The organism is Nitrospirillum amazonense (assembly GCF_029594735.1).
Taxonomy (GTDB): Bacteria; Pseudomonadota; Alphaproteobacteria; order Azospirillales; family Azospirillaceae; genus Nitrospirillum; species Nitrospirillum amazonense.
Genome location: NZ_JARPAF010000003.1, coordinates 113,594 through 135,110, shown reverse-complemented (window position 1 = coordinate 135,110; position 21,517 = coordinate 113,594). Strand labels below are relative to the sequence as shown.

14 protein-coding genes are annotated in these 21,517 nt (G+C 67.0%); 10 read left to right on the top strand and 4 right to left on the bottom strand.

Annotation, left to right across the window (positions count from 1 at the left end; genetic code table 11):
- Window positions 1–151: 151 nt before the first annotated feature.
- The 4 genes from P5F91_RS19045 to P5F91_RS19030 all read left to right on the top strand — a co-directional run bounded on the left by P5F91_RS19045 (window position 152) and on the right by P5F91_RS19030 (window position 5,536).
- Window positions 152–694 (top strand): hypothetical protein, encoded by a 543-nt coding sequence (locus P5F91_RS19045; protein WP_145613129.1) that lies wholly within the window; start codon window positions 152–154, stop codon window positions 692–694.
- Between the two features lie 176 nt (window positions 695–870).
- Entirely contained in the window at window positions 871–3,183 is a 2,313-nt protein-coding gene (locus P5F91_RS19040; protein WP_145613130.1) for a TonB-dependent receptor, read from the top strand.
- Window positions 3,184–3,229: 46 nt separating this feature from the next.
- Window positions 3,230–3,604, top strand: coding sequence for a copper resistance protein CopC (locus P5F91_RS19035; protein ID WP_145613131.1), 375 nt, complete (start codon window positions 3,230–3,232; stop codon window positions 3,602–3,604).
- 18 nt (window positions 3,605–3,622) lie between these two features.
- Entirely contained in the window at window positions 3,623–5,536 is a 1,914-nt protein-coding gene (locus tag P5F91_RS19030) for a CopD family protein (protein ID WP_277907937.1), read from the top strand.
- Window positions 5,537–5,548: 12 nt separating this feature from the next.
- On the opposite strand, the gene P5F91_RS19025 is transcribed toward P5F91_RS19030, so the two are convergent.
- Together P5F91_RS19025 and P5F91_RS19020 are read right to left on the bottom strand one after the other, a co-directional pair.
- Complete coding sequence (locus P5F91_RS19025; RefSeq protein ID WP_145613133.1) at window positions 5,549–5,998, bottom strand: GlcG/HbpS family heme-binding protein; 450 nt, start codon at window positions 5,996–5,998, stop codon at window positions 5,549–5,551.
- Window positions 5,999–6,019: 21 nt separating this feature from the next.
- The gene (locus tag P5F91_RS19020) at window positions 6,020–7,378 is read right to left on the bottom strand and encodes a metal-dependent hydrolase family protein (RefSeq protein ID WP_277907936.1); all 1,359 of its coding nucleotides are present in this window, start codon (window positions 7,376–7,378) and stop codon (window positions 6,020–6,022) included.
- Between the two features lie 309 nt (window positions 7,379–7,687).
- Here P5F91_RS19020 and P5F91_RS19015 point away from each other — a divergent pair, with 309 nt between their 5' ends.
- From P5F91_RS19015 to P5F91_RS19000, 4 genes are all read left to right on the top strand, one after another.
- Window positions 7,688–8,623: a VOC family protein gene (locus tag P5F91_RS19015; protein ID WP_277907935.1), complete on the top strand. Its 936-nt coding sequence runs from the start codon at window positions 7,688–7,690 to the stop codon at window positions 8,621–8,623.
- A 1-nt stretch (window position 8,624) separates the two neighbouring features.
- Complete coding sequence (locus P5F91_RS19010) at window positions 8,625–9,026, top strand: Rieske (2Fe-2S) protein (RefSeq protein WP_277907934.1); 402 nt, start codon at window positions 8,625–8,627, stop codon at window positions 9,024–9,026.
- Window positions 9,027–9,328: 302 nt separating this feature from the next.
- Window positions 9,329–11,710, top strand: a complete 2,382-nt coding sequence (locus P5F91_RS19005; RefSeq protein WP_277907933.1) for a TonB-dependent receptor plug domain-containing protein — start codon at window positions 9,329–9,331, stop codon at window positions 11,708–11,710.
- Between the two features lie 458 nt (window positions 11,711–12,168).
- Window positions 12,169–14,349, top strand: coding sequence for a methyl-accepting chemotaxis protein (locus P5F91_RS19000; protein WP_277907932.1), 2,181 nt, complete (start codon window positions 12,169–12,171; stop codon window positions 14,347–14,349).
- 102 nt (window positions 14,350–14,451) lie between these two features.
- Here P5F91_RS19000 and P5F91_RS18995 read toward each other — a convergent pair whose 3' ends face one another.
- Window positions 14,452–17,880: an AAA domain-containing protein gene (locus P5F91_RS18995; protein ID WP_145613137.1), complete on the bottom strand. Its 3,429-nt coding sequence runs from the start codon at window positions 17,878–17,880 to the stop codon at window positions 14,452–14,454.
- A gap of 392 nt (window positions 17,881–18,272) precedes the next feature.
- On the opposite strand from P5F91_RS18995, the gene P5F91_RS18990 reads away from it, so the two are divergent.
- A complete protein-coding gene (locus tag P5F91_RS18990) occupies window positions 18,273–19,427 on the top strand; it encodes an alpha/beta hydrolase family protein (RefSeq protein WP_277907931.1) in 1,155 nt (384 codons plus the stop codon).
- Window positions 19,427–20,401, top strand: a complete 975-nt coding sequence (locus P5F91_RS18985) for a fumarylacetoacetate hydrolase family protein (protein WP_277907930.1) — start codon at window positions 19,427–19,429, stop codon at window positions 20,399–20,401. Before P5F91_RS18990 ends, P5F91_RS18985 begins: the two co-directional genes overlap by 1 nt.
- Here P5F91_RS18985 and P5F91_RS18980 read toward each other — a convergent pair whose 3' ends face one another.
- Window positions 20,402–21,463, bottom strand: coding sequence for an alpha/beta hydrolase (locus P5F91_RS18980; protein ID WP_277907929.1), 1,062 nt, complete (start codon window positions 21,461–21,463; stop codon window positions 20,402–20,404).
- Between the last annotated feature and the right edge of the window lie 54 nt (window positions 21,464–21,517).

The window sequence follows — 21,517 nt, the reverse complement described above, 5'->3', positions numbered from 1 at the left end:
GCGCACACCCGGCCGAATCCACATCGGTGATCCGGTGCCGATGGCAGGCTTGACCCATCTCAGGGTAGACAAATCGAAGCCGGAATAGGATGCTGGCAACACATCATTCGGGTTGCCGACAAACACTCTTTACGCGCATAAAAGTAGCATCATGACGCCCCGCCCCCTGTCCCCCCTGTCGGCTGTGCCGGCCGCCGCGCTGAGGTTCCTGGACCTCGGCCGGGCCCGGCGCATGCCGCGCGGATGGGCTTGGCTGGTGTTGGCGGCGGTGTTGCTGCGCGGGCTGATCCCTGTCGGCTACATGGTCAACACCGGTGGCGGGCCGGCACCCTTCATGCTTTGCCCCGGCGTGCATGACGTGCTGGTCCAGGTGATGGCCCCCCAGGATGCCCCGATGCCGCCCGCCTTCGTGGCGCACGCGCATCACCATCATCCCGATGCCGAGCCCGGCGGCCTGCTGATGCCATCGGGTCATGCCGGCCATCACGACCACCGGCCGGGCGGCGACCAGGACCATATGGGGCCCTGCGCCTTCGCCGCCCTCGCGGCGCTGGCCGTCCCGCTGCTGCTGCTGATCCTGGCGCTGCCCACGCGGCAGGCGCGGCAAAACTGGCGGCCCAGTACCCGGGCCCGCCATTTCACCTCGCGCCTGCCCGGCACGCCCGGCGCCCGCGCCCCGCCCCTGGCCGCCTGAGCCCGGGGGCCCCCCGCGTTCCAGCGGCCTTCCCACCCCCAGGCATCCCCGACATCGATCGCCGTCCGGCCCCTTTCCGGGGCCGGCGACGGCACCCCTGTCCTGAACGGCCGTGTCCCGCGCCGCCCGGCACCGTCCCGGGCCGCCGCCGGCCGTCCCCCGAAGGGATTGCCTTCATGGTATGCCTATCCCGGCGCCCGTCGCGCCGCCCGCTCACCGCCGCCATCGCCTTGGGCGTCGGCCTGCTGGGCATGGTTCCGTCCACCTCGTCCCTGGCCGCCCCGGCGCCGGATGTCGATTCCGACCTTGACCTTGCCACCAACCCCATCGTCATCACCGCCGACCGGCCGGCACTGGAGAAATACGCCGCCCCCCAGACCAGCGTCGGCGTCACCGGCGCCACGGTCATGGAAACGCAGAACGTCCTGGACAGCGAGGACGCGCTGAAATACCTGCCCAGCCTGTTCCTGCGGAAGCGTAACAACGGCGACACCCAGGCCGTCCTGGCCACCCGCACCTGGGGCGTCAACTCCAGCGCCCGCACCCTGGTCTATGCCGACGACGTGCTGATCTCGGCCCTGATCGCCAACAACAACACCATCGGCGCCCCGCGCTGGGGCCTGGTGGCGCCGGAGGAGATCGCGCGGGTCGATGTGCTGTACGGCCCTTACTCCGCCGCCTATGCCGGCAATTCCATGGGCGGGGTGGTGCAGATCACCACCCGCACGCCGGAGAAACTGGAGGCTGATGCCCGCCAGTCGGAAGCGGTGCAGAGCTTCGGCCTGTACGGCACGCACAAGGACCTGGTGACCTCGCAGACCAGCGCCCATATCGGCGACCGCATGGGGCGGTTCACCTGGTCGCTCAGCGCCAACTACCAGAACAGCGACAGCCAGCCGCTGAGCTTCGTCACCAACGGCAAGGTGCCCACCGGCACCAGCGGCACCTTCCTGGCGCTAAACAAGACCGGGGCCGTGGCCGACGTCGTGGGTGCCAGCGGCCTGCTGCACACCCAGATGGCCAACGCCAAGCTGAAGCTGGGGTATGACCTGTCGCCGGTCTGGCGCCTGAACTACACGCTAGGGTATTGGCAGAACGACGCCACGTCGGACGTGCAGACCTATTTGCGCGACAGCGCCGGCGCCGCCACCTTCGCCGGCCTGTCCGGTTTCGCCAGCGGCAAGTACAGCCTGTGGCAGAGCCATCTGGCGCAGAGCGTCACCCTGCGCAGCGACAGCAAGGGGCCCTGGGATGCGGAGGTGACGGTCAGCCATTATCAGATGCTGGACGACATCCAGCGCACCCCCACCGGGGTGAGCGCCAATGGCACCAACTTCAGCGCCGCCGGTCGCATCGCCCGCATGGACGGCACCAACTGGACCAACGTGGACGCCAAGGCGCTGTGGCGCACCACGCCGTCCAATACCGTCAGCGCCGGCCTGCACGCCGACCAGTATGAGCTGGTCAACCCCACCTACAACACCGCCACCTGGCAGGGCGGCAGCGACCAGGGCCAAAGCCTGTACAGCAGCGGCCGGGGCAAGACCCAGACCCTGGCCCTGTGGGCGCAGGACGAATGGACCTTCCTGCCCGACTGGACCGTCACCTTGGGCGGCCGGCTGGAGCGCTGGCAGGCCTTCGACGGCTATAACTACAGCGGCGGCAAGGGGGTGGAGCAGCCGGACACGGAAAGGGGCGCCTTCTCACCCAAGGCGACCCTGACCTGGACGCCCGACACCGACTGGCACGTCACCGCGTCGTTCGGGGAGGCCTACCGCTTTCCCACGGTCAGCGAGCTATACCAGCTGGTGCAGACCGGCACGACCTACACGGCACCCAACGCCAACCTGAAGCCGGAGCGGGTGTTGAGCGGCGAGCTGGCGGTGGAACGTGCCTTCACCGATGGGCCCCTCGCGGGCGGGCGGGTGCGCCTGTCGTTGTTCCAGGAGAACACCCGGGACGCGCTGATCGCGCAGACGGCCTTCCTGACAGGGTCCACGCCGGTCAGCTACACCGTGAACGTGGATGAGGTGCGCAACCGCGGCGTCGAGCTGGCCGCCAGCCAGCAGGACGTGCTGGTCAAGGGGCTGGAGCTGTCGGGCAGCGTCACCTATGTCGACAGCACCATCCTGTCCGACCCCAACTTCGCCAGCAGCGCCGGCACCACGGCCACGGGCAAGCATGTGCCCTACGTCCCGGACTGGCGCGTCACGCTGGCGGCGACATACCGGCCGGACGAGCAATGGGCCTTCACCGTTGCCGGCCGCTATAGTGGTAAGCAGTATTCGACCCTGGACAACACCGACAGCGTGGCCAAGGTATTCGGCGCCTTCGACAGCTTCCTGGTCGCCGATGTCCACATCAACTACAAGGTGCTGGACAATTTGACGCTGGACCTGGGCGTCGACAATCTCAATGATGAGAAGTACTTCCTGTACCACCCCTTCCCGGGGCGGACTTTCTTCGGCGGCCTGAAAGTGTCGCTCTGACGCCCGGTCACGTCACCCGTTTCCCCTTCATCTCAAGGATACGCCCATGACCTACCGCACCGTCGCGGCCTCCGCCGCCGCCTTCATCATCGCCGTGGGACTGGCCGGCACCGCCGCCGCCCACGCCCACCTGAAGCGTTCCGTCCCCACGGCCAGCGGCACCGTCGCCGGCCCCACCCAGGTGGAGGCCTGGTTCACCGAGGATCTGGAGCCCAAGTTCAGCACCATCACCGTCACGGGCCCCGGCCCGAACGGCAAGAAGGTGGACAAAGGCGACACCCACACCGACCCGGCCGACGCCAAGCACCTGATCGTCGGCATCGACGGGGCCGCGCCCGGCACCTACACGGTGACCTGGGCCGTCACCTCGGTCGATACCCACAAGTCCAATGGCAGCTTCACGTTTGAGGTTCAGAAGTAAGGCGTCTAAACCCATCTTATGAACACGTTGGAAACCGGCCTGGCCATCGCCCGGGCATTGCATCTCGCCCTGGCGCTGGCCGCCTGGGGCCTGCCTGCCTTCGCCGCCCTGGTCGTGGCGAAGGCGCCCGCCGGCCCCGCCCGTGAAGACCTGACCGCCACCCTGCGCCGCTGGACGCGCGGGGCGGCGGGAACAGCCGTCGTGGCCGGGCTGCTATGGTTCGCCGCGCAGGCGGCCGTGTTCGTGGGGGACGACAACCCCGCCGCCGTGCTGGGTGCGCTGGCCGCCACGGCGGCGACCCGTTACGGGCATGTCGTGTTGCCCCGCCTGGCGTTGCTGGTCGCGGCGGTGGTCCTGGAAAAGCGATTGTCGGTGCAAAGGCTGGCCGGCCTGCTGGGCCTGTCGCTGGCACTGCACGCCGGCGTCGGCCATGTCGCCGTCACCTTCGACGCCGCCAGCCTGCCGGGCCTGGCGGCGGAGGTGCTGCATCTGCTGGCGGCCGGGGCCTGGCTGGGCGGCATGGCCGGGCTGCTGCTGGCCCTGTCGCGCCCGGCGCTGGCGGCCGATCTGGCCGTGCGTTTCTCCCCCCTGGGCGTCACCTGCGTCACCCTGCTGGCCGCCACCGCCCTGCTGAACGGCGTGGGCCTGATCGGCACCCTGGCCGGCCTGATCGGCACCACGTATGGCCAGGTCGCCATCGCCAAGGCCGCCCTGTACGCCCTCATGCTGGGCTGCGCCGGGCTGAATCGCTGGCGCATCGCCCCCGGCCTCGCCCAGGGCACGGTGCCGCTGGCGCTGTTGCGCGCCTGCGTGCTGGTGGAACTGTCCCTGGGTATTGCCGTGGTGGCCTTGGCCGCCTGGCTGGCCAGCATCGTGCCGGGGGTGCACGACCAGCCGCTGTGGCCCTTCACCCGCAAGCTCAGCGGCGAGATCCTGTCCGATCCCGATTACGGCGGCCTGGCCTGGAAGGCCATCCTCCTGACCGGCCTGGGCATCCTGGGCCTGGCCCTGGCCATGCTGCCGCCCTGGCCCGGGGCTTGGCGCCGTCCCGCCCTGGCCTTGCGCCTGCCAGCCCTGGCCGCCGCCGGCATCGCCCTGTGGTTCGGCGTGCCCGACCTGGACCTGCTGACGGTGGAAGCCTTCCCGACAAGCTACTGGTCGTCCCCCACCGGCTTTACCGCCGCCTCGGTGGCGCAGGGGGCCGCGTTGTTCCCCGGCCATTGCGCCCGCTGTCACGGCGCGGGGGGCGCCGGTGACGGGCCGGACGCGGCCAAGCTGAGCATCCCGCCCGCCGACCTGACGGCCCACCATCTGCTGGACCATAGCGAGGGCGATATCTTCTGGTGGCTGAGCCACGGCATGCCCGACCCGGACGGCAAACCGGTCATGCCGGCCTTCGCGGACCAGTTGTCGGAAGATGAGCGCTGGGCCCTGATCGACTATATCCACACCCTGAACAGCGGCACGACGGTGGCGGAGGCCAAGGGCGTGTGGACCTGGGGCATGCCGGCGCCGGAACTGGACCTCACTTGCCCGGCCGACGGCGCCCTGGCCAAGGCCGGCAGCCTGGCCGACCTGGCCGGTCATCCCCTGCTGCTGGCCATCGGCTATGGCGACATCCCCGCCCAGGCCCTGGCGGCGGTGCGGGCGACGCCGGTGGTGCCGGTCATCGTCAGCACCAACCCGGACCAGGCTCCGCCCGCCTCGGCCTGCGGCAGTACCAGTCCGGAAGCGGCCGTGGCCTACCGCACCATTGGCGGCGCGCCGGAAGGCCCGCTGCTGGTACTGGTGGACAGCCGGGGCGCCCTGCGCACCATCTGGCAGGGCCCCTTCCCGGCGACGCCAGCCGCGATCGCCGTGCTGGCGGCCAAGGCGGAGGAAGCCGAACGCCATCCCTTCGCCACCGGCGGCGGCGGGCATCATCATCACTGACCGGCAGTAAGGTCAGGCGGCGCCGGTATCGGCCTTCAGTCCCAACGGGCCGCCCACGGCCTCCAGCGCCGCCACCGCGCAGATCTCGTCATTGTCGGAGGTATCACCGGACACCCCCACGGAGCCGACGATATGGCCCTCGGCATTGCGGATCAGCACGCCGCCCGGCACCGGCACCATCTTGCCATCGGCCAGTTCGATGGCGGCGGTGAAGAAGGCCGGCATCTTGGCGGCGCGCTGCGCCAGCTCGCGCCCGCCAAAGCCCATGCCCAGCACGCCCCACGCCTTGCCCGTGGCGATCTGCGGCCGCAGCAGGCTGGACCCGTCGTCGCGTGCCAGCGCAACCACGTGGCCGCCGGCATCCAGGACGGCGGCGGTTAGCGGCGCGAAGCCGCGCGCCTTGCCCTCGGCCAGGATGGCCTCAACCAGTTTCAGCGCCACGGCGCAGGTCAGGACAGTCATCGCGTTCTCCCTCAAGGCGACCTATTGGCCTGCACTGTGCCATAGGCCCAGCTCGGCAGCACGATCGCGGGTGTAGACGTCGGTCCATTTCAGGCTGCTGAGGTGGGTGACCTTGTACGGATCATAGCGCCGCGCCTCCACCGCAACCGCCACGCCGCCGATGTGGACCGCCGTGACGGCGCCCGGCCGCTGCAGCACGGCAATGTCGGCCAGCGGATCACCGTCCACAAAGATGAAGTCCGCCCGCCGGCCGGCGTCGATGGCGCCCAGGGTGTGCCCGCGCGGCATGGCGCGGGCGGAGACGCTGGTGGCTGCCCGCAAGGCCTGGGCGGGCGTGAAGCCCAGCCAGTCCACCAGGATCTCGATCTCCCGCGCATGCCATTCGCCATAGGGGGTGACGGCGAAGCCGCTGTCGCTGCCGGTCATGAAGGGCACACCGGCCTGCCGCATGCGGCCCAGGGTGCGCTTGGCCACCTCGATGATGCGGCGCTGCGCCCCCTGGTAGCCGGAACCGGCGGTGGGCTCATGCGGCTGCCCGAATTCCACGTTGTTGCGCAGGAAGGTCAGGGTCGGGCTGACATGGCTGCCCGACTTCACCATCGCCTCGATGCATTCATCATCGGCGAAGAAGGCGTGGTTGATGACATCCACGCCGGCCCGGGCGGCGTACAGCACCGCCTCTTTGCCATAGGCGTGGGTCACCACCTTCTTCCCCAAGCGGTGGGCCTCCGCCACCATGGCGCCGATCTCGTCCTGCGTGAAGGCGGCGATGTGGGTGCCGTCCTCGCGGAAGTGGGTGCCGTCCATGGCGATCTTGATGACGTCCACCCCGGCCTTGGCCTGGCGCCGTACCTCCTCGATCTGGGCGTCGCGGGTGGTGCACAGGCGGCCGGTGACATAGTCCGGCGTGCCGACATGCTCGGGAAACCAGTCGTTCAGGCTGTGCCGGTTGGCGATGACGCAGCTGCTGGCGGCGATGCGAGGACCGGTGAACAGGCCGGCGTTGATGGCGTCGCGGACGGAGATGCTGCAGTTGCCGGCATCGCCCGGCACGACGATGGAGGTGTAGCCCGCCGCCAGCACGCGCTGGGCGAAGAACAGGCCGCGCAGGGCCCGGAACTCCGGCGTGCCCCAAAAATCGATATCCTCCTCGCTGCGGGCGTTGCCGAACACGATGTGGGTATGGGCGTCCACCAGCCCCGGCATGACGAAACGGTCGCCGGCGTGGAGCACATCATCATCCGGACCCGGTGCCGGCGCCTCGGCAGTGGGGCCGATATGGGTGAACAGGCCGTCCTCGATCACCAGGGTCTGGTCGGCGCGCGATCCATCCTCCAGCCCGGTGAACAGGCGGCGGCAACGGACGAAGGTGCGGGGCATGGCTGCGGTCTCCCTCCCGGCGGCGCCCTCTTGGCGCGGCCGGGCCTCTCCCTCTGGGTCTTGTTTGGTTGTGTCTTGTTTGGCGACCACGCTAGGCGGGCCGATGGGCCGTGGTGAAATGGATATTTCCGCTGCGGATCTATTGGCGGCGTCCATAGATGCTGACCCTTCCCCGCGCCCGACCCATCGGTTTCGTCCATACATCAGCATGGAAAGGAACGGTTTTCGTTAAAGGCGGCCACCCCCTAAGGTTCAGGCTGGATCGCCCCACGGGAGAGGGCGGAATCCTACTCGGGAGACGAACGCCTCATGAATATCATCGGACCGGACGCCCTGGTGTTCGGTGTCGACGATGTCGACGCCTGCAGCCAGTACCTGACGGATTACGGCCTGAAGCCGGCCGGTGACGGCCGGTTCGAGGCGCTGGACGGTACCTGCGTCATCATCCGCGCCGCCGACGACCCCCGCCTGCCGCCGGCCATCGGCCCCGCCCCCTCGATCCGCGAGATCGTCTATGGCGTGGGCGACGCGGCGACGCTGGAGGCCATCGCCGCCGAGCTGTCCAAGGACCGTGAGGTGCGCCGGGGCGAGGGCGGCAGCGTGCACGCCGATGACGACTCTGGTTTCCATCTCAGCTTCGCGCTGACCATCCGCCGGCCCTACACCGCCCCGGCCGACCTGACCAACGCCCCCGGCCATCCGCCCCAGCGCGGACCCAACCTGCTGGGCATCGATTGGGACATGAAGGTCGAGCCGCGCACCCTGTCACACGTGGTACTGTTCGTTCCCAATATGGAGCAGGCGGAGGCATTCTATGTGAACCGCCTGGGCTTCCGCCTGACGGACAAGTTCATCGGCGTGGGCCCCTTCCTGCGCCCGGCGGGCACGGAGGACCACCACACCCTGTTCCTGATCCAGACGCCGCCCTTCATGAAGGGGGTGGAGCACTTCACCTTTCACCTGGGCAGCGGGACGGAAGTGCTGTACGCCGGCACCCAGTTCGAGGCCAAGGGCTACACCACCTTCTGGGGCCCCGGCCGTCACTACTTTGGGTCCAACTGGTTCTGGTACTTCAACAGCCCTCTGGGCTGCCATGTGGAGTACGACGCCGACATGGACCTGCACGACGACACGTGGGAGGCCCGCCACCGTCCGCCGGGGGCGGACAATTCCCAGCTGTTCCTGTTCACGGCGCGGGAGAAGTGGTTCCCCAGCGGTCCGCCGCCCAAGGGCGGCGCGCACTAAGGTGGCCGCACTTTCTCATACCCCCGGGGCGCCGGCCCCGGGGGACACCCGCACCCCGCTGTGCGCCCTGGATGCCTTGCCGCCGGTGGGCCAGGCGCGGGGCTTCGACCCCGCCAAATCCGGCCGTGACACGGTTTTCGCGCTGCGCCGCAGCGACGGCATCCGGGTCTACCGCAACCACTGCCCCCACCAAGGCGTGCCGCTGGAATACCGCAAGGACCGCTTCCTGTCCGGTGACGGTCAGCGCATCCTTTGCTACGCCCACGGCGCCCATTTCGAAGCCGACACCGGCCTGTGCACCGACGGGCCCTGCCGCGGTATGTCGTTGGCATCCTTGCCCTTGGTCATCGAGGACGGCTGGCTTTACCTGGCCGTGGCCCTGGACAGCCCCCTCTTGCGCTGATCCCCCTGCCCATCAGCGTCACGGCACGGTCATATCCCGTTCAGCCGAAGGCGAAATGTCGCATCCCCAACCCTAAGTCGCGTCCCGTACGCTTTCCCCAAGAGCAAGACGTGCTGCAAGCGCGAAACGGGCAAATAGGGATAAATCACCACGAAGCGACCCAGAGCGTATCGAAACGATAATCTGGGAGACTTCATATGGGATTTTGCGGCAGTGCGCGGTGTTCCGCGCATGAATGGCGACGCGCGCGCGTTTTTACTGCGCTGACTCTTCTGGCCGGCACGGCGCTGACCTCGATTCCGATGTCATCCGGGGCCTGGGCCGCGACGGCACCCGCCGACGCGGACAACCTCAGCGAGATCATCGTCACGGGCACGCGCCGTATCGATCGCTCGGTGGCCGACAGCCCCTCCCCCGTCGATGTCTTCACGCCAGAGGACCTGGAACGCCAGGCCGGCAGCGACACGCAGGACCTGATCCGCACCCTGGTGCCCTCCTTCAACGTCGGCCATTTCTCCAGCGACGACGGCTCGGGTATTGTGCGCCCGCCCACCCTGCGCGGCCTGCCACCGGATGAGACCCTGGTGCTGATCAACGGCAAGCGCTTCCACCGCTCGGCCCTGGTGCAGATCGCCGGCGACGCCCAGACCTCGGGCTCGCAGGGTGCCGACCTGAACCAGATCCCGGCCATCGCCATCAAGCAGCTGGAGGTGCTGCGCGACGGCGCCTCCGCCCAATACGGGTCAGACGCCATCGCCGGCGTCATGAACTTCACCCTGAAGGATGCCGCCGACGGCGGCAGCGTCATCGTGCAATGGGGCCAGGACTATGCCGGCGACGGCGCCACCGGCCACATCCAGGTGAATTCCGGCCTGCCCCTGGGTGACCGGGGCTTTGTCAACATCAGCGCCGAATACCAAAAGAACGACCCCACCGACCGGGGCGTGGAGCGCAGCGACGTCACCGACCTCAAGGCGTCGGGCTACAACCCCGGCCCCAAGGGCTATCCCACGCCCAACCAGCGCTGGGGCGACAACGCGGTGGAGGCGGAGCGCCTGTTCATCAACAGCGGCGTCGACCTGACCGACAACTCCAAGATCTACCTGTTCGGCAACTTCGGCCACAGCAACGAGAAGGAAAGCTTCTACTACCGCGACCCGGTCAGCAGCTGGCTGGGCACGACCTTCCCGCTGACCAGCGGCGGCAATTTCTCCTGGGCCAGCGTCTACCCCGGCGGCTACCACCCCTGGTTCTATGGCGACATCCTGGATAGCAGCATCACCGGCGGCTACAAGACCACGCTCAAGTCCGGCCTGATCATCGACGCCAGCGCCAGCTACGGCCGTGATGAGGTGCGCTACAACCTGACCAACACGGTCAACCCCTCGCTGGGTCCCATCAGCCCCACCCAATTCTACGTGGGCACCCAGACGCAGGAGGAGACCGACCTCAACCTGGACCTGACCTACCCGGTCCACATCGATTGGCTGGCCAGCCCCCTGACCCTGGCGGGCGGCGCGGAATATCGGCGCGAGACCTATACCATCACCCCCGGCGACGCGGCCTCGTACACCTCCGGCGCCTATGCCGCCTACGTGCCGGTGGGGTCCAACGGCATGCCGGGCTTCACCCCCACCGACGCCGGCCAGTTCCCACGCAGCAACTACGCCTTCTACGCCGACGCCGAAGCGGACGTGATCAAGGACCTGAGCCTGGGCTTCGCCTTGCGCTATGAGGATTTCAGCGACTTCGGCAATACCACCAACTGGAAGGTCACCGGCCGCTATCAGCTGACCGACTGGGTGGCCGTCCGCTCCTCCGTCAACACCGGCTTCCGCGCGCCGACGCCGGGCCAGGAGAACGTGTCCAAGGTCACCACCATCTTCCAGAACGGCAACCCGGTAGAGCAGGGCACCTACCCCGTGGGCAGCGCCATCGCCCGCTATTACGGCGCCCAGGCGCTGAAGCCCGAGACCTCGTTCAACATCGCCGGCGGCCTGGTCTTCGACCTGCCCTACAAGGTCAACCTGACCGTCGATTACTACAACATCAAGGTCGAGGACCGCATCGGCATCACCAGCACCTATTCGGTGACGGCGGCCGACATCGTGGCCCAGCCGGCGCTGGCGGCGGTGGGCGTGGGCGGCCAGGTGAACTACTTCGCCAACGGCTTCGACACCCGCACCCAGGGTGTGGACATCGTCGCCAACAAGACCTTCGACCTGGACACGGCGGGCGAGTTGCACGCCACGGCGGCCATGAACATCAACCACACGGTCGTCACCAAGTACAACCCCACCGTCATCGGCCTGGGCCAAGTGCAGGACCTGCAGAACGAAAGCCCGCACTACCGCGCCACGCTGACGGGCGTGTGGGACATCGGCAAGTTCAGCATCCTGGGCCGCGCCAGCTATTTCGGCGCCTGGGAGGACAACGTCAGCATCTGCGGCACCACCTGCCTGGGCCAGAACTTCGACCCCGCCTGGATCTTCGACGCCGAGGTTTCATACAAGGTGCTGGACGACCTGACCGCCAGCATCGGCGGCCAGAATGTGGGCGACAAATACCCCGCCAAGATCCGGCCGGAGTTCGGCACCTATGGCGTGGGCCAGCAGTACTCCTTCAGCAGCCCCTACGGCTATGACGGCGGCTATTATTATGTGCGCCTGAAATACGATTTCTGACGACAGGAACCGCCCCGCCCCGAACGTACCATCGGGATGGGGTGATCGTTCCCCAGTTCCCTTCCTCGGGTTGGCCCCCTGGAAGGCACCTCGGGGCCGCCGGACTTCCCGCCGGCGGCCCTTTTTTGGGTGACGGAAATTGCGGGGCGCATCGGGGAAAGGAAGCCCCAACCTTCGACAAGGGAAATGGCTCGAACTCCGACTGATCGGCACCCGATACCCGGTGAAGTCGTATTGAATGAGGCCAATCTCAAAACGCTGTTAACGATACTCATTCGTTTATATTTTAAATTGGCATTGATTTACGTATGAAACCCCACAATAAACATATCCGTTGGTATATGATCAAGACAATTAACCATTTTCCTTTGATCTGGATCACCTTATAACGTTCCTACATATGTATTTTTCCCTGGATAGACGCCGACTTCGCCGGCCCACTTAATCCGGGAGCTGCCATGCGCTTTAAGTCCTTACAAACCAAGATCAGTTTACTTTCCGCGCTGTGCGTCTTGGGGGCAACGGGCGCCCTGGTTGGCTATGGACTGGTCGCGTCCAGCAACACCAAGGCCTTCGTTGGCGAGCAAGTCGGGGAGCTGACCGATAGCAAGACGCGGGAGGGCCTGCAAACCCTGGCCTCCACCCAAGCCGGCATCATCCGCTCCACGCTTGACGGGGCGTTCGACAGCGCCCGTGACATGGCCCGCGCGTTCGAGGTGCTGGCCGACGCCCAGGACAAGGTCGGCACCGCGCCGGCCCTGCGGCGCGCGCAGTTCAACGCCGTCCTGCTGAATGTCCTGAAGGCCAACCCCCGGTTCAACGGGACCTACAGCGCCTGGGAACCCGATGCCCTGGACGGCCAGGACACCGCTTTCAAGGACAAGCATGACGTGGGTTCCGATGCCACGGGACGTTTCCTGCCCTATTGGACGCGCGACGCTTCAGGCCACATCGCCATCCAGCCGCTGGTGGAATACGACAGCCACGCGCTGCATCCCAATGGCGTCATGAAGGGCGGATGGTATATAGGGCCGCAGGGCGGCGGCGGCGAAAGCATCCTGGACCCCCTGCCCTATATCGTACAGGGCAAGAGCGTGTATCTGGCCACCATGTCGGTGCCGATCATGATCGACGGCAAGTTCCGCGGCGTCGCCGGTGCCGACTTCGACCTGGCGTTCGTGCAGCAACTGGCCGAACAGGTGAAGGCCTCTGTCTTCGGTGGCAAGGCGTCGGTCACCATCATCAGCCACATGGGCCTGATCGTCGCGTCCAGCGAGCATCCCGACGCCATCGGCAGTTCCTTCGAGCGTTTCGACCACAACTGGCAGGCCGATCTGGCGGTGATCCAGGCCGGCAAGCAGCAGGTGACGATGGACGCGGCGTCCAACTCCATCAAGGCGTTCGCCCCCATCACCCTGGGCCGGACCAAGACGCCCTGGTCCGTGCTGGTGGACGTGCCGCGGGCGGTGGCGATGGCGGAGGCGACGGCCCTGGACAGCGCGCTGCAGCAGCGCGGCAACCGCGACACGGCGCTGCAACTAGTCGTGGCCTTGGCCATCGCCGCCGGCGCCGTCGGCGGCATGTGGTTCGTCGCCCGCGGCATCGCCCGCCCCATCCGCGCCAGCGCCCACTTCGCCGAGGATGTGGCCGCCGGCCGGGCGGACAAGGATCTGGTGGTCGATCAGCTGGATGAGACCGGAACCCTGGCGCAGGCCCTGAACAAGATGGCGGCCGACCTGAAACGCGCCGAGCAGGAACGGGGCGCCATGCAGGCCGCCGCCGAGGCGGAGCGGCGCGAAACCTTGAGGCGGATGGCAGGCGAGCTGGAGGCCAGCGTCAAGGCGGTGGTGGCCAGCCTGAGCGGTGCTGCCCACCAGATGGGCGGTGCCGCCACCAGCATGACCGCCACGGCGGACCAGACCAATAGTCAGGCCAACCTGGTGGCCGAAGGCTCGCAGGAGGCCAGCGCCAACGTGCAGACAGTCGCCGCCGCCACCGAGGAACTGTCGGTCTCGATCAAGGAGATCGCCAGCCAGGTGGCCAAGTCCACGACCATCGCCACGGACGCGGTACGCACGGCGGACGCGGCCAACGTCCAGATCATGGGCCTGACCACGGCGGCCGAGAAGATCGGCAACGTGGTGGAGCTGATCTCCTCCATCGCCGGGCAGACCAACCTGCTGGCACTGAACGCCACCATCGAGGCGGCGCGGGCGGGTGATGCCGGCAAGGGCTTCGCCGTCGTGGCGTCGGAGGTAAAAAGCCTGGCCAACCAGACCGCCAAGGCGACCGATGAGATCGCCCAGCAGATCGCCAACATGCAGCAGGTGGCGCGGGAATCCGCGACCACCATCCAAGGCGTGGGCCGGGTGATCGAGGAAATGCGCGGCATCACCACAGGCATCGCCTCGGCGGTGGAGGAGCAGAACGCGGCCACGGCCGAAATCGCCCGCAACGTTCAACAGGCGGCCAGCGGAACGCAGGAAGTCACGGTCACCATCCAGGGCGTCACCCAGGCCGCCGCCGACACGCGGGAGGCGGCAAGCCAGGTCATGAAAGTCTCTGGCGAAATCTCTCACGAAACCGGGCGCTTGGGTCAGGCTGTCGACGGCTTCCTGGCCAAGGTCCGCGCGGCGTGATGGGAGGGCGGCATGTCCGGCCTTGAGCTCCGCCGAAAACGGATCCAAGGCCGGACCGCCCATTCCTGGCAACAGCGCCGTTTGCCTGGAGCGGCAGCGGCGTCAGTTCTTGCGGCGCTGTTCCGCCTCCCGCCAGGCGCTGTCCACATGCGTGGATGCCTCGCGGCCACGGTAAAGCAATGACACCTCGTGGCGATGATAGATGCTGTCCTGTTGCCGCACAGCCGACAGCCAGTTGAACGATCCTTCGACGATCCATTGATCATCTACCGCCAATGTTTTGTTGTGCGCGCCCGTCAACGCCCAAAGTTCCACGCCGGCGGCCCCGAGCATCTCAAGCGCCTTCGCGGCACGGGGGTACAATTTTTGGCCGGCGCCACTATTCAAATCCGCGTCATAAGCGACAACAATCTTGGGCCCGCCCCGACGCGACGCCAGCAAAGGCGCAAGTCCATCCGCCTCGATCGCGGCATGCGATAAATAGGGGGAAATAACCAGGAGCCGCTCACGAACCTCGGTAATAGCCTGGCGTAGCGTAGAGCAATGGGTGGCTAGATCGCTCAAACGCTCCAGGTCTGACAATGGACGCGCGGCGATTCCACCCACAGGGTCGATATCGGCGATCTCATTCTCGGGCGCGGAGAATAGGTGGCGCGCCAAGAGGCCTGACGGCAGTGACGGCTGACTTGGGTTGAACAGCCGCAAATCGCCGAACACCAGGAAACTCTGCCGTGCGCGGGACACGGCGACATTGAGCATGTTGACACCGCGGTCGAAGAACAACCCCCCAGTCGTCCCGTCGTCGGCCCCATAGACAGGAGAGAATAGAACGATATCCCTTTCCGCCCCCTGAAGCGTATGCACCGTGCCCACCGTAATATCGTCCCCATCCAGGCCGGCAGCGCTCAGTGCCCGGCTCAGGATGGAAATCTGCGCCTTGAAGGGGGTAACAATGGCGACGATGGCACCCAGCACAGTCACACCATGCTGGTCCAGCAGTGCCTTACGGCGACGCTTCAGCCAATTAGCGATGACCATCGCCTCATCGGCATTGATCCGACTGAGACCAGAGCGCGAAGGACGGCCACGAACATGTGCATAGCCCAGTGGTGGCAGTGGATAAGGCGCGTCTTCACGCATGGGGCGAAGCCGACCGCGATATGCCAACTCGTTGCAATAAGCGATCACGGGCTTCCGGCAACGCCAATGCTCTTCCAGGAACAGCCCCTGGTGCGGCTTCGCCGAGAAGGTCGTGGCGGACTGGGCCATCGCCATCATCGACCCCTCTGACGCCAGCATGCCGGCGCCGCGCAGCGCATCGCCGTCCAATTGGAACAGCGCGAGATTCCCACCGTCGATGTCTGCATTGACGCCCCAGACCGGTTCCAATTGCAAGGTGTCGCCAACCACCAAGGCCTTGCGCGCGAACGCGAAAAGGCAAGCACCGACCTGGGGGGGCACCTGGCCCGCCTCGTCAACGATCAGCAGGTCGATGAAACTAAACAATCGCCGGGTGTCACCGTTGTAATAGTCCAACAGCCGGGGCGCGGTGAACGCGGTGGAGACGAGGCAAGGGGTTAACTTGGCGAACCGGCGCCACCGGCGTTCGCACACATCCCGGCTTCGGCCCGTGAAAGTCTTGTCATTGCGCTCCAGCGCCTGGCCCACCTCGATGAGCCAGCGGCCTTCCCAATAGCGGCCAGCCAAGTGGAACAGCTCGGGCCGAACCTGCGTATCCAGTGCCGCATCGACGACCGAGGCACTGGCAAGCGCTGCTTCTGGTGGCAGAGTCGGCAACAAGTCGGCAACTGCGGCGACCCAGCAGTCCCAAGCGGAGAGTGCCGCCGTGTTGGCGGCCATAGCCGCGGTGACCAGCCGGATCCGCTCTGCGAGCCAACGCCGCAAAGATGTGGCGTCCAGAACAGTATCCCAATCCCAGGCGGGGTCCGCCAAGCCATGGACCTCGAGGTATCCATAAGCCCGCATCCACAGCCGGCGCTTGACCGGCGGCAACCATGAAAGAAGCGATTCGATCAGCGACCCCTCGACCAGGTGCACCGCGTGACCGCCATGCTGGCGTAATTCGTCCATTTGTCGGCGAAGGGTCGCCGCCTGCAGCCGCAACGCCTTGATGGCCTCAGCCGTCACCGCCCCATAGGCGCCCACCATCGCCTGGGCCGCTGCGCGCCGAGGTTCCAAGGCCTTGACCGCCTCGACTTTCGCGGTGAGGGCGGCGCGCAACGTCGCCACCGCCTCCGCCATGTTCGCAGGTGATTTGCCGGCCCATTGCGTAAACTGCGCGCGCCAATGGGGTTCGGCCCGATTAATATAGTCCTGGGTTTCCATCGCTCCTGGCAAGCCTGCCCATGGCTGGCCATTCTGCGGGCACCAAGCCGCCGCCAACCCCGTGCGCAACCCGTTTTTGACCTCACGTTGGGAGGGCAGGTAGAGCCCATATTGCGTTAGGTCCGGCAGCCAGCGGCGGACAAGGTGTGACCCCGATAGCGCATGCCCGTCCGGCAAGGCGGCCCGCTCAAAGCAATCCAATATATTGGTGATGGCCTTATTGTTGGTCGAGCTTGCCAAGATCACCGGTGGCTCACCCCCGTCAACCAGCGCGCTTTCCACCCAGATCGACGCCACGGCGCTCTGTATGAAAGTCGTTTTTCCGGTTCCAGGGGGACCATTCAATGCCAGGACGTCACCGTCAGCAAGGGCAAGAAAGGCGCCCAAGGCCTGCCGCTGGCTAGGATTTAGCGGAAAGGCGCCCCCCATTTCACCCAGGTGGCGGGCAGCGCGGGCTGTCTCGACATCCAGGCAATTGGTGATCTCACGCGGCGGCGGGGGTGCCGCCAGACGCGCAAGCAGAGGCGGCGCTTCTTCCGGGGTGTCTATCAGCACCTCATACACAGCGCGGATCGCGCTGGTCGTATCCACGGGCGGCTTGCCTAAGGCGACGAAGGCGGTCTGCTGATCAACGTAGCGATCCGGAACCCACGCCCCTGGCCGACCACCGAATAGGCTGTCGCACATGGCCATGGCATAGCCCCAGACAGCGGCCCAGTCACTGCCAGCCTCGGGAGGGCGATTATTGTCGAGGTGGCTGTCCAGCGCCTCCACCGTGGTAAAGACGGGGACGGCGGAAGCCAATGGCATCATCACGGCCCGGTCCACCAACGGCGGGTCATTCGTCGGCTGCAGCAGCCCCTCCCGGTTCACGCGGCCATACAGCCAGAGGGGCACGCGGTAGCGCTTGAGAGTGCTGTAGCTGTCGGAATGGTCTTTCTCGGGCTCCAGCACCTGCGGCGCGATCACCACGGCCACAGTTTGCAGTTCTTTCTTTTCCTTATCCGAAAGCCCCGTCTCCGCCTTGTGCCAGATTTCCGTCAGCGCGTTACCGTCGATCCGACCCTGGGCCAGCGCTTCGCGGGAGCAAGCCAGAAGGTCAAGCGACTGCGGATCGATAAGCCGCAAACTATCCAGCAGCGCCGCGCGCCAATAGCGGAGAAGAGCAGGAAGCTGAAACGCCATGGCCGAACCGTTCAGAAAGTCGAAATCGTGCAGCCCCTGATAGCCTTTGCCCCGTCGGGCGCACAAGCAGATATGCCCTCAATACGAGTGTAGTCACACCCCCAGGCAACCCGAAAGGGGGCAAATCATAGGTGCGGATTGTGACACCGCATCATCACCCAAACCGTTAGCGTTCCATCGCATCGTTCGATTTCCCAAATAGCTTCCTCCGCGTCAGGGTGCTTGCCGTGCGTATCGCTGATGCCTGCGGCGGCGGTGGACGGCGGGAGGAAAATCGAGAATAGGGGCCGAATGGTCCCCTGACCGGGTGCCACGGCGCCCATATCGTCCCCCGTGGTCCAACCGGACACCCCAGGCCCAGCGCCCCTTTCGCGACCAGAGGCCAGGACCCCATGTTCGAATACTTCCCCAAGAATTACGTCTGGAACCTGTCGGTGGACATCGCCATCGAGTCCGGCGCCCAGATCGGCGAGATCGACGAGATGTGCCGGCCGCTGCGCGACTCCGCCGCGCGGGGCGAGGACGCGGGGACGGGCGAATTCCTGAAGCACTGGGTGGCCATGGCCGACAAGCTGGTCGACCTGGCCGCCGAGGATGAGGCCCGGGGCCGCAACTTCTCCGCCGGGACCAAGCTGCAGCGCGCGTCGCTCTATTACACGACGGCGGAGCGCATGCAGGGCCACGGCCATCCCGGCCGGGCCGACACCTACGCCAAGGCGCAGGACAGTTTTCGCCGCGCCATGGCGCTGGGCAAGGAGAACGCCGAGCGCATCGAGATCCCCTACCAGGGCGGCGTCATCGCCGGCCTTTACACCCGCGCGCCAGGCCCCGGCCGCAAGCCGGTGGTCGTCTATGTCAATGGCCTGGATAGCTGCAAGGAGCTGCTGTACTGGTCCCGCCTGCCGGAGGCGCTGTTGCGCCGGGGTGTTTCCACCCTGTGCATTGATCAGCCGGGTAGCGGTGAGGCCCTGCGCCTGCACAACCTGCCCGCCACCCACAAATCGGAGGAATGGGCGTCCAAGGTGGTGGACTGGCTGGAGACGCAGGAGGATATCGACCCCAAACGGATCGGCCTCACCGGCATTTCCCTGGGCGGCTACTTCACCCCGCGCGCCGTGGCGTTCGAGCCGCGCTTCGCCCTGGGCGTCGTCTGGGGTGCGAACCACAATTGGGCCGAGGTGCAGCACAAGCGCTTGGCGCGCGAAGGCGAGAACCCCGTGCCCCATTACTGGGCCCATGTCAGCTGGGTGTTCGGCGCCAAGGACATGGACGACTTCTTCGCCAAGGCGGAGGGCATGAATTTGAATGGCGTGGTGGAACGCATCAAGGTGCCCTTCCTGGTCACTCATGGGCAGAATGACCGCCAGATCAGCCTGGACTACGCCCATCAGACCTATGACCAGCTGGTCAACAGCCCCAAGCGGGAGCTGAAAATCTTCACCCCGCGCGAGGGCGGCATCGAGCATGTGGGCGTGGACAACATGTCCTATGGCCGCGACTACATCGCCGACTGGATCGCCGAGACGTTTGGGGAACAGGTGGGCTGATGAAACTCGCCACCCTGCCCAACGGAACGCGCGACGGCCGCTTGGTCGTCGTCTCCCGTGACCTGCGCCGTGCCGCCTACGCCGACGGCATCGCCGCCACCCTGCAGGATGCCATCGAGCGCTGGGACGAGGTCGCCCCCGCGCTGCAGGCCCTGTATGAGGCGGTGAATATCGGCCGCGACACCTTCCCCTTCGACCCCGCCCAGGCCCTGGCGCCCCTGCCCCGCGCCTGGCAGTGGCTGGACGGTTCCGCCTATCTCAGCCATGGCGAGCTGATGGCCAAGGTGTTCAAGATCGAGAACGTCCAGGGGACGGAGCCCCTGATGTACCAGGGTATCTCCGACCGCTTTCTGGCGGCGACGGCGGACGTACCCCTGCCATCGGAGGCGGACGGTATCGATTTCGAGGGGGAGTTCGGCGTCATCACCGGCGCCGTGCCCCTGGGCGTGACGGCGGAGCAGGCGTTGGCCCATGTGCGCCTGGTGGTGCAGATCAACGATTGGTCCCTGCGCGTGCTGGCACCGCGCGAGATGAAGACCGGCTTCGGCTGGGTACAGGCCAAGCCGCCCTGCAGCGTGGCCCCGGTGGCGGTGACGCCGGATGAGCTGGGGGACGCCTGGCGGGAGGGACGCGTGCACCGGCCGCTGGACGTCTGGTTCAACGGCGCCCGCTTCGGCGCGGCGGATGGGGGGGCCATGGCCTTCGGCTTCCACGAGCTGATCGCCCACGCAGCGCGCACGCGCGACCTGTGCGCCGGCACCATCATCGGCTCCGGTACCGTGTCCAACGACAGCTACCGCACCGTGGGGTCCAGCTGCATCGCGGAGCGGCGGGGCATCGAGATCCTGGACGAGGGAGAGCCCAAGACCCCCTTCATGCGCTATGGCGACCGGGTGCGCATGGAGGTGAAGCTGGCCGACGGCGCCAGCGTCTTCGGCGCCATCGACCAGCGGGTCGTGCCCGTAGTGCGCTGATCAGGGGGTGCCTTCACCCTGGCGCGGGTTGCGGGGATGCGCCCAAGGCCAACGGTAGGCGTCCTGCGGCTTGGCCGGGACGGGCGTATCCTCACGTACCAGGGGACGGTATCCGCCGCCCTGGTGCCCCAGGGCCGCCAGTTTCGCGGCCGTGTCGGCGCTGGGCATGAAGGCCTGGTCGGCCAGCGCATCCACCACCGGATAGACCGCCAGGCGTTGCAGCAGCGGGGAATTGCCCTGAACGGGTGTTCGGTGATCGGCCGTCAGCGGGCACGTGGACCCCTTGGGCAGGCTCAGCGTGCCGGAATTGGCCTGGAAGAAATAGCGCCCGGCCGTGGCCGGCGTGTGGGCGTAGAGGTCCGCCGCCATGCGCTGGTCATTCACGGTGTCGCCGTCATAGACCTGCCAGCCGCGCAGGATCCAGGACGGCAGGTGGGCGAGGTCATTGTCGCTGGTGCCATAGCTGTACCAGGGCGCCAGCATGAGGATAAAGCCGCCCCGGCTGCCCCAGCCCCGATCCACGAAGGCGCGGCTGGCCAGGAAGGGCACCGCCCCGCCGCCGAAGGAATGCCCGATGATGCCCACGCGGCTGAGGTCCATGGCCGCCCCCTCGGCCGCCACGGCCGCGGCAAAGCCATCCCACAATGCGCCATAGCGCTGGTCCTGCGTGGCGCCCAGGGTGGGATAGGGCGCGAAGACCACCACCGCCCCCCGGCTGACCAGGTGGCGGATCAGCCCTTCATAAAGGGTCCAGCGGTCGGCGCCAAAGCCATGGGCGAACAGGATCACCGGGCTGGGGCCGAGCGCCTGCGCCGGCAGAAAGACCTGCACCTCCCGCCCTGCGGCGGCGCTCGGCACGGTATGCTGGACCAGGGCATAGGGACCATCGACCCCGGCCGGCATGCCCGGCGGCAGCACCGTGCCGTCGCAAGCCGCCGGCGCCGTGTGCTTATCCCCCCGCAGCGCCTTCACCCCCTGCCGCGCCGCAAAGAAGCAACCAGTGCACAAGGGCAGCAAGGCCGCCAGCACCACCCCCTGCGCCATCAATCGCCGTACCGCCATGTCAACCCTTCCCACCCCGTCACAGCCGGTGATACGGGCGCGGGGGTGTAAAGT

What these genes read in the sequence shown, in the direction of transcription:
- P5F91_RS19005 (WP_277907933.1), top strand. Translation starts at nt 9,329, where the DNA reads ATGTCATCCGGGGCCTGGGCCGCGACGGCACCCGCCGACGCGGACAAC.
- P5F91_RS19000 (WP_277907932.1), top strand. Translation starts at nt 12,169, where the DNA reads ATGCGCTTTAAGTCCTTACAAACCAAGATCAGTTTACTTTCCGCGCTG.
- P5F91_RS18995 (WP_145613137.1), bottom strand. Translation starts at nt 17,880, where the DNA reads ATGGCGTTTCAGCTTCCTGCTCTTCTCCGCTATTGGCGCGCGGCGCTG.
- P5F91_RS18980 (WP_277907929.1), bottom strand. Translation starts at nt 21,463, where the DNA reads ATGGCGGTACGGCGATTGATGGCGCAGGGGGTGGTGCTGGCGGCCTTG.
- P5F91_RS19025 (WP_145613133.1), bottom strand. Translation starts at nt 5,998, where the DNA reads ATGACTGTCCTGACCTGCGCCGTGGCGCTGAAACTGGTTGAGGCCATC.
- P5F91_RS18985 (WP_277907930.1), top strand. Translation starts at nt 19,427, where the DNA reads ATGAAACTCGCCACCCTGCCCAACGGAACGCGCGACGGCCGCTTGGTC.
- P5F91_RS19040 (WP_145613130.1), top strand. Translation starts at nt 871, where the DNA reads ATGGTATGCCTATCCCGGCGCCCGTCGCGCCGCCCGCTCACCGCCGCC.
- P5F91_RS19015 (WP_277907935.1), top strand. Translation starts at nt 7,688, where the DNA reads ATGAATATCATCGGACCGGACGCCCTGGTGTTCGGTGTCGACGATGTC.
- P5F91_RS19020 (WP_277907936.1), bottom strand. Translation starts at nt 7,378, where the DNA reads ATGCCCCGCACCTTCGTCCGTTGCCGCCGCCTGTTCACCGGGCTGGAG.
- P5F91_RS19035 (WP_145613131.1), top strand. Translation starts at nt 3,230, where the DNA reads ATGACCTACCGCACCGTCGCGGCCTCCGCCGCCGCCTTCATCATCGCC.
- P5F91_RS19045 (WP_145613129.1), top strand. Translation starts at nt 152, where the DNA reads ATGACGCCCCGCCCCCTGTCCCCCCTGTCGGCTGTGCCGGCCGCCGCG.
- P5F91_RS19030 (WP_277907937.1), top strand. Translation starts at nt 3,623, where the DNA reads ATGAACACGTTGGAAACCGGCCTGGCCATCGCCCGGGCATTGCATCTC.
- P5F91_RS18990 (WP_277907931.1), top strand. Translation starts at nt 18,273, where the DNA reads ATGTTCGAATACTTCCCCAAGAATTACGTCTGGAACCTGTCGGTGGAC.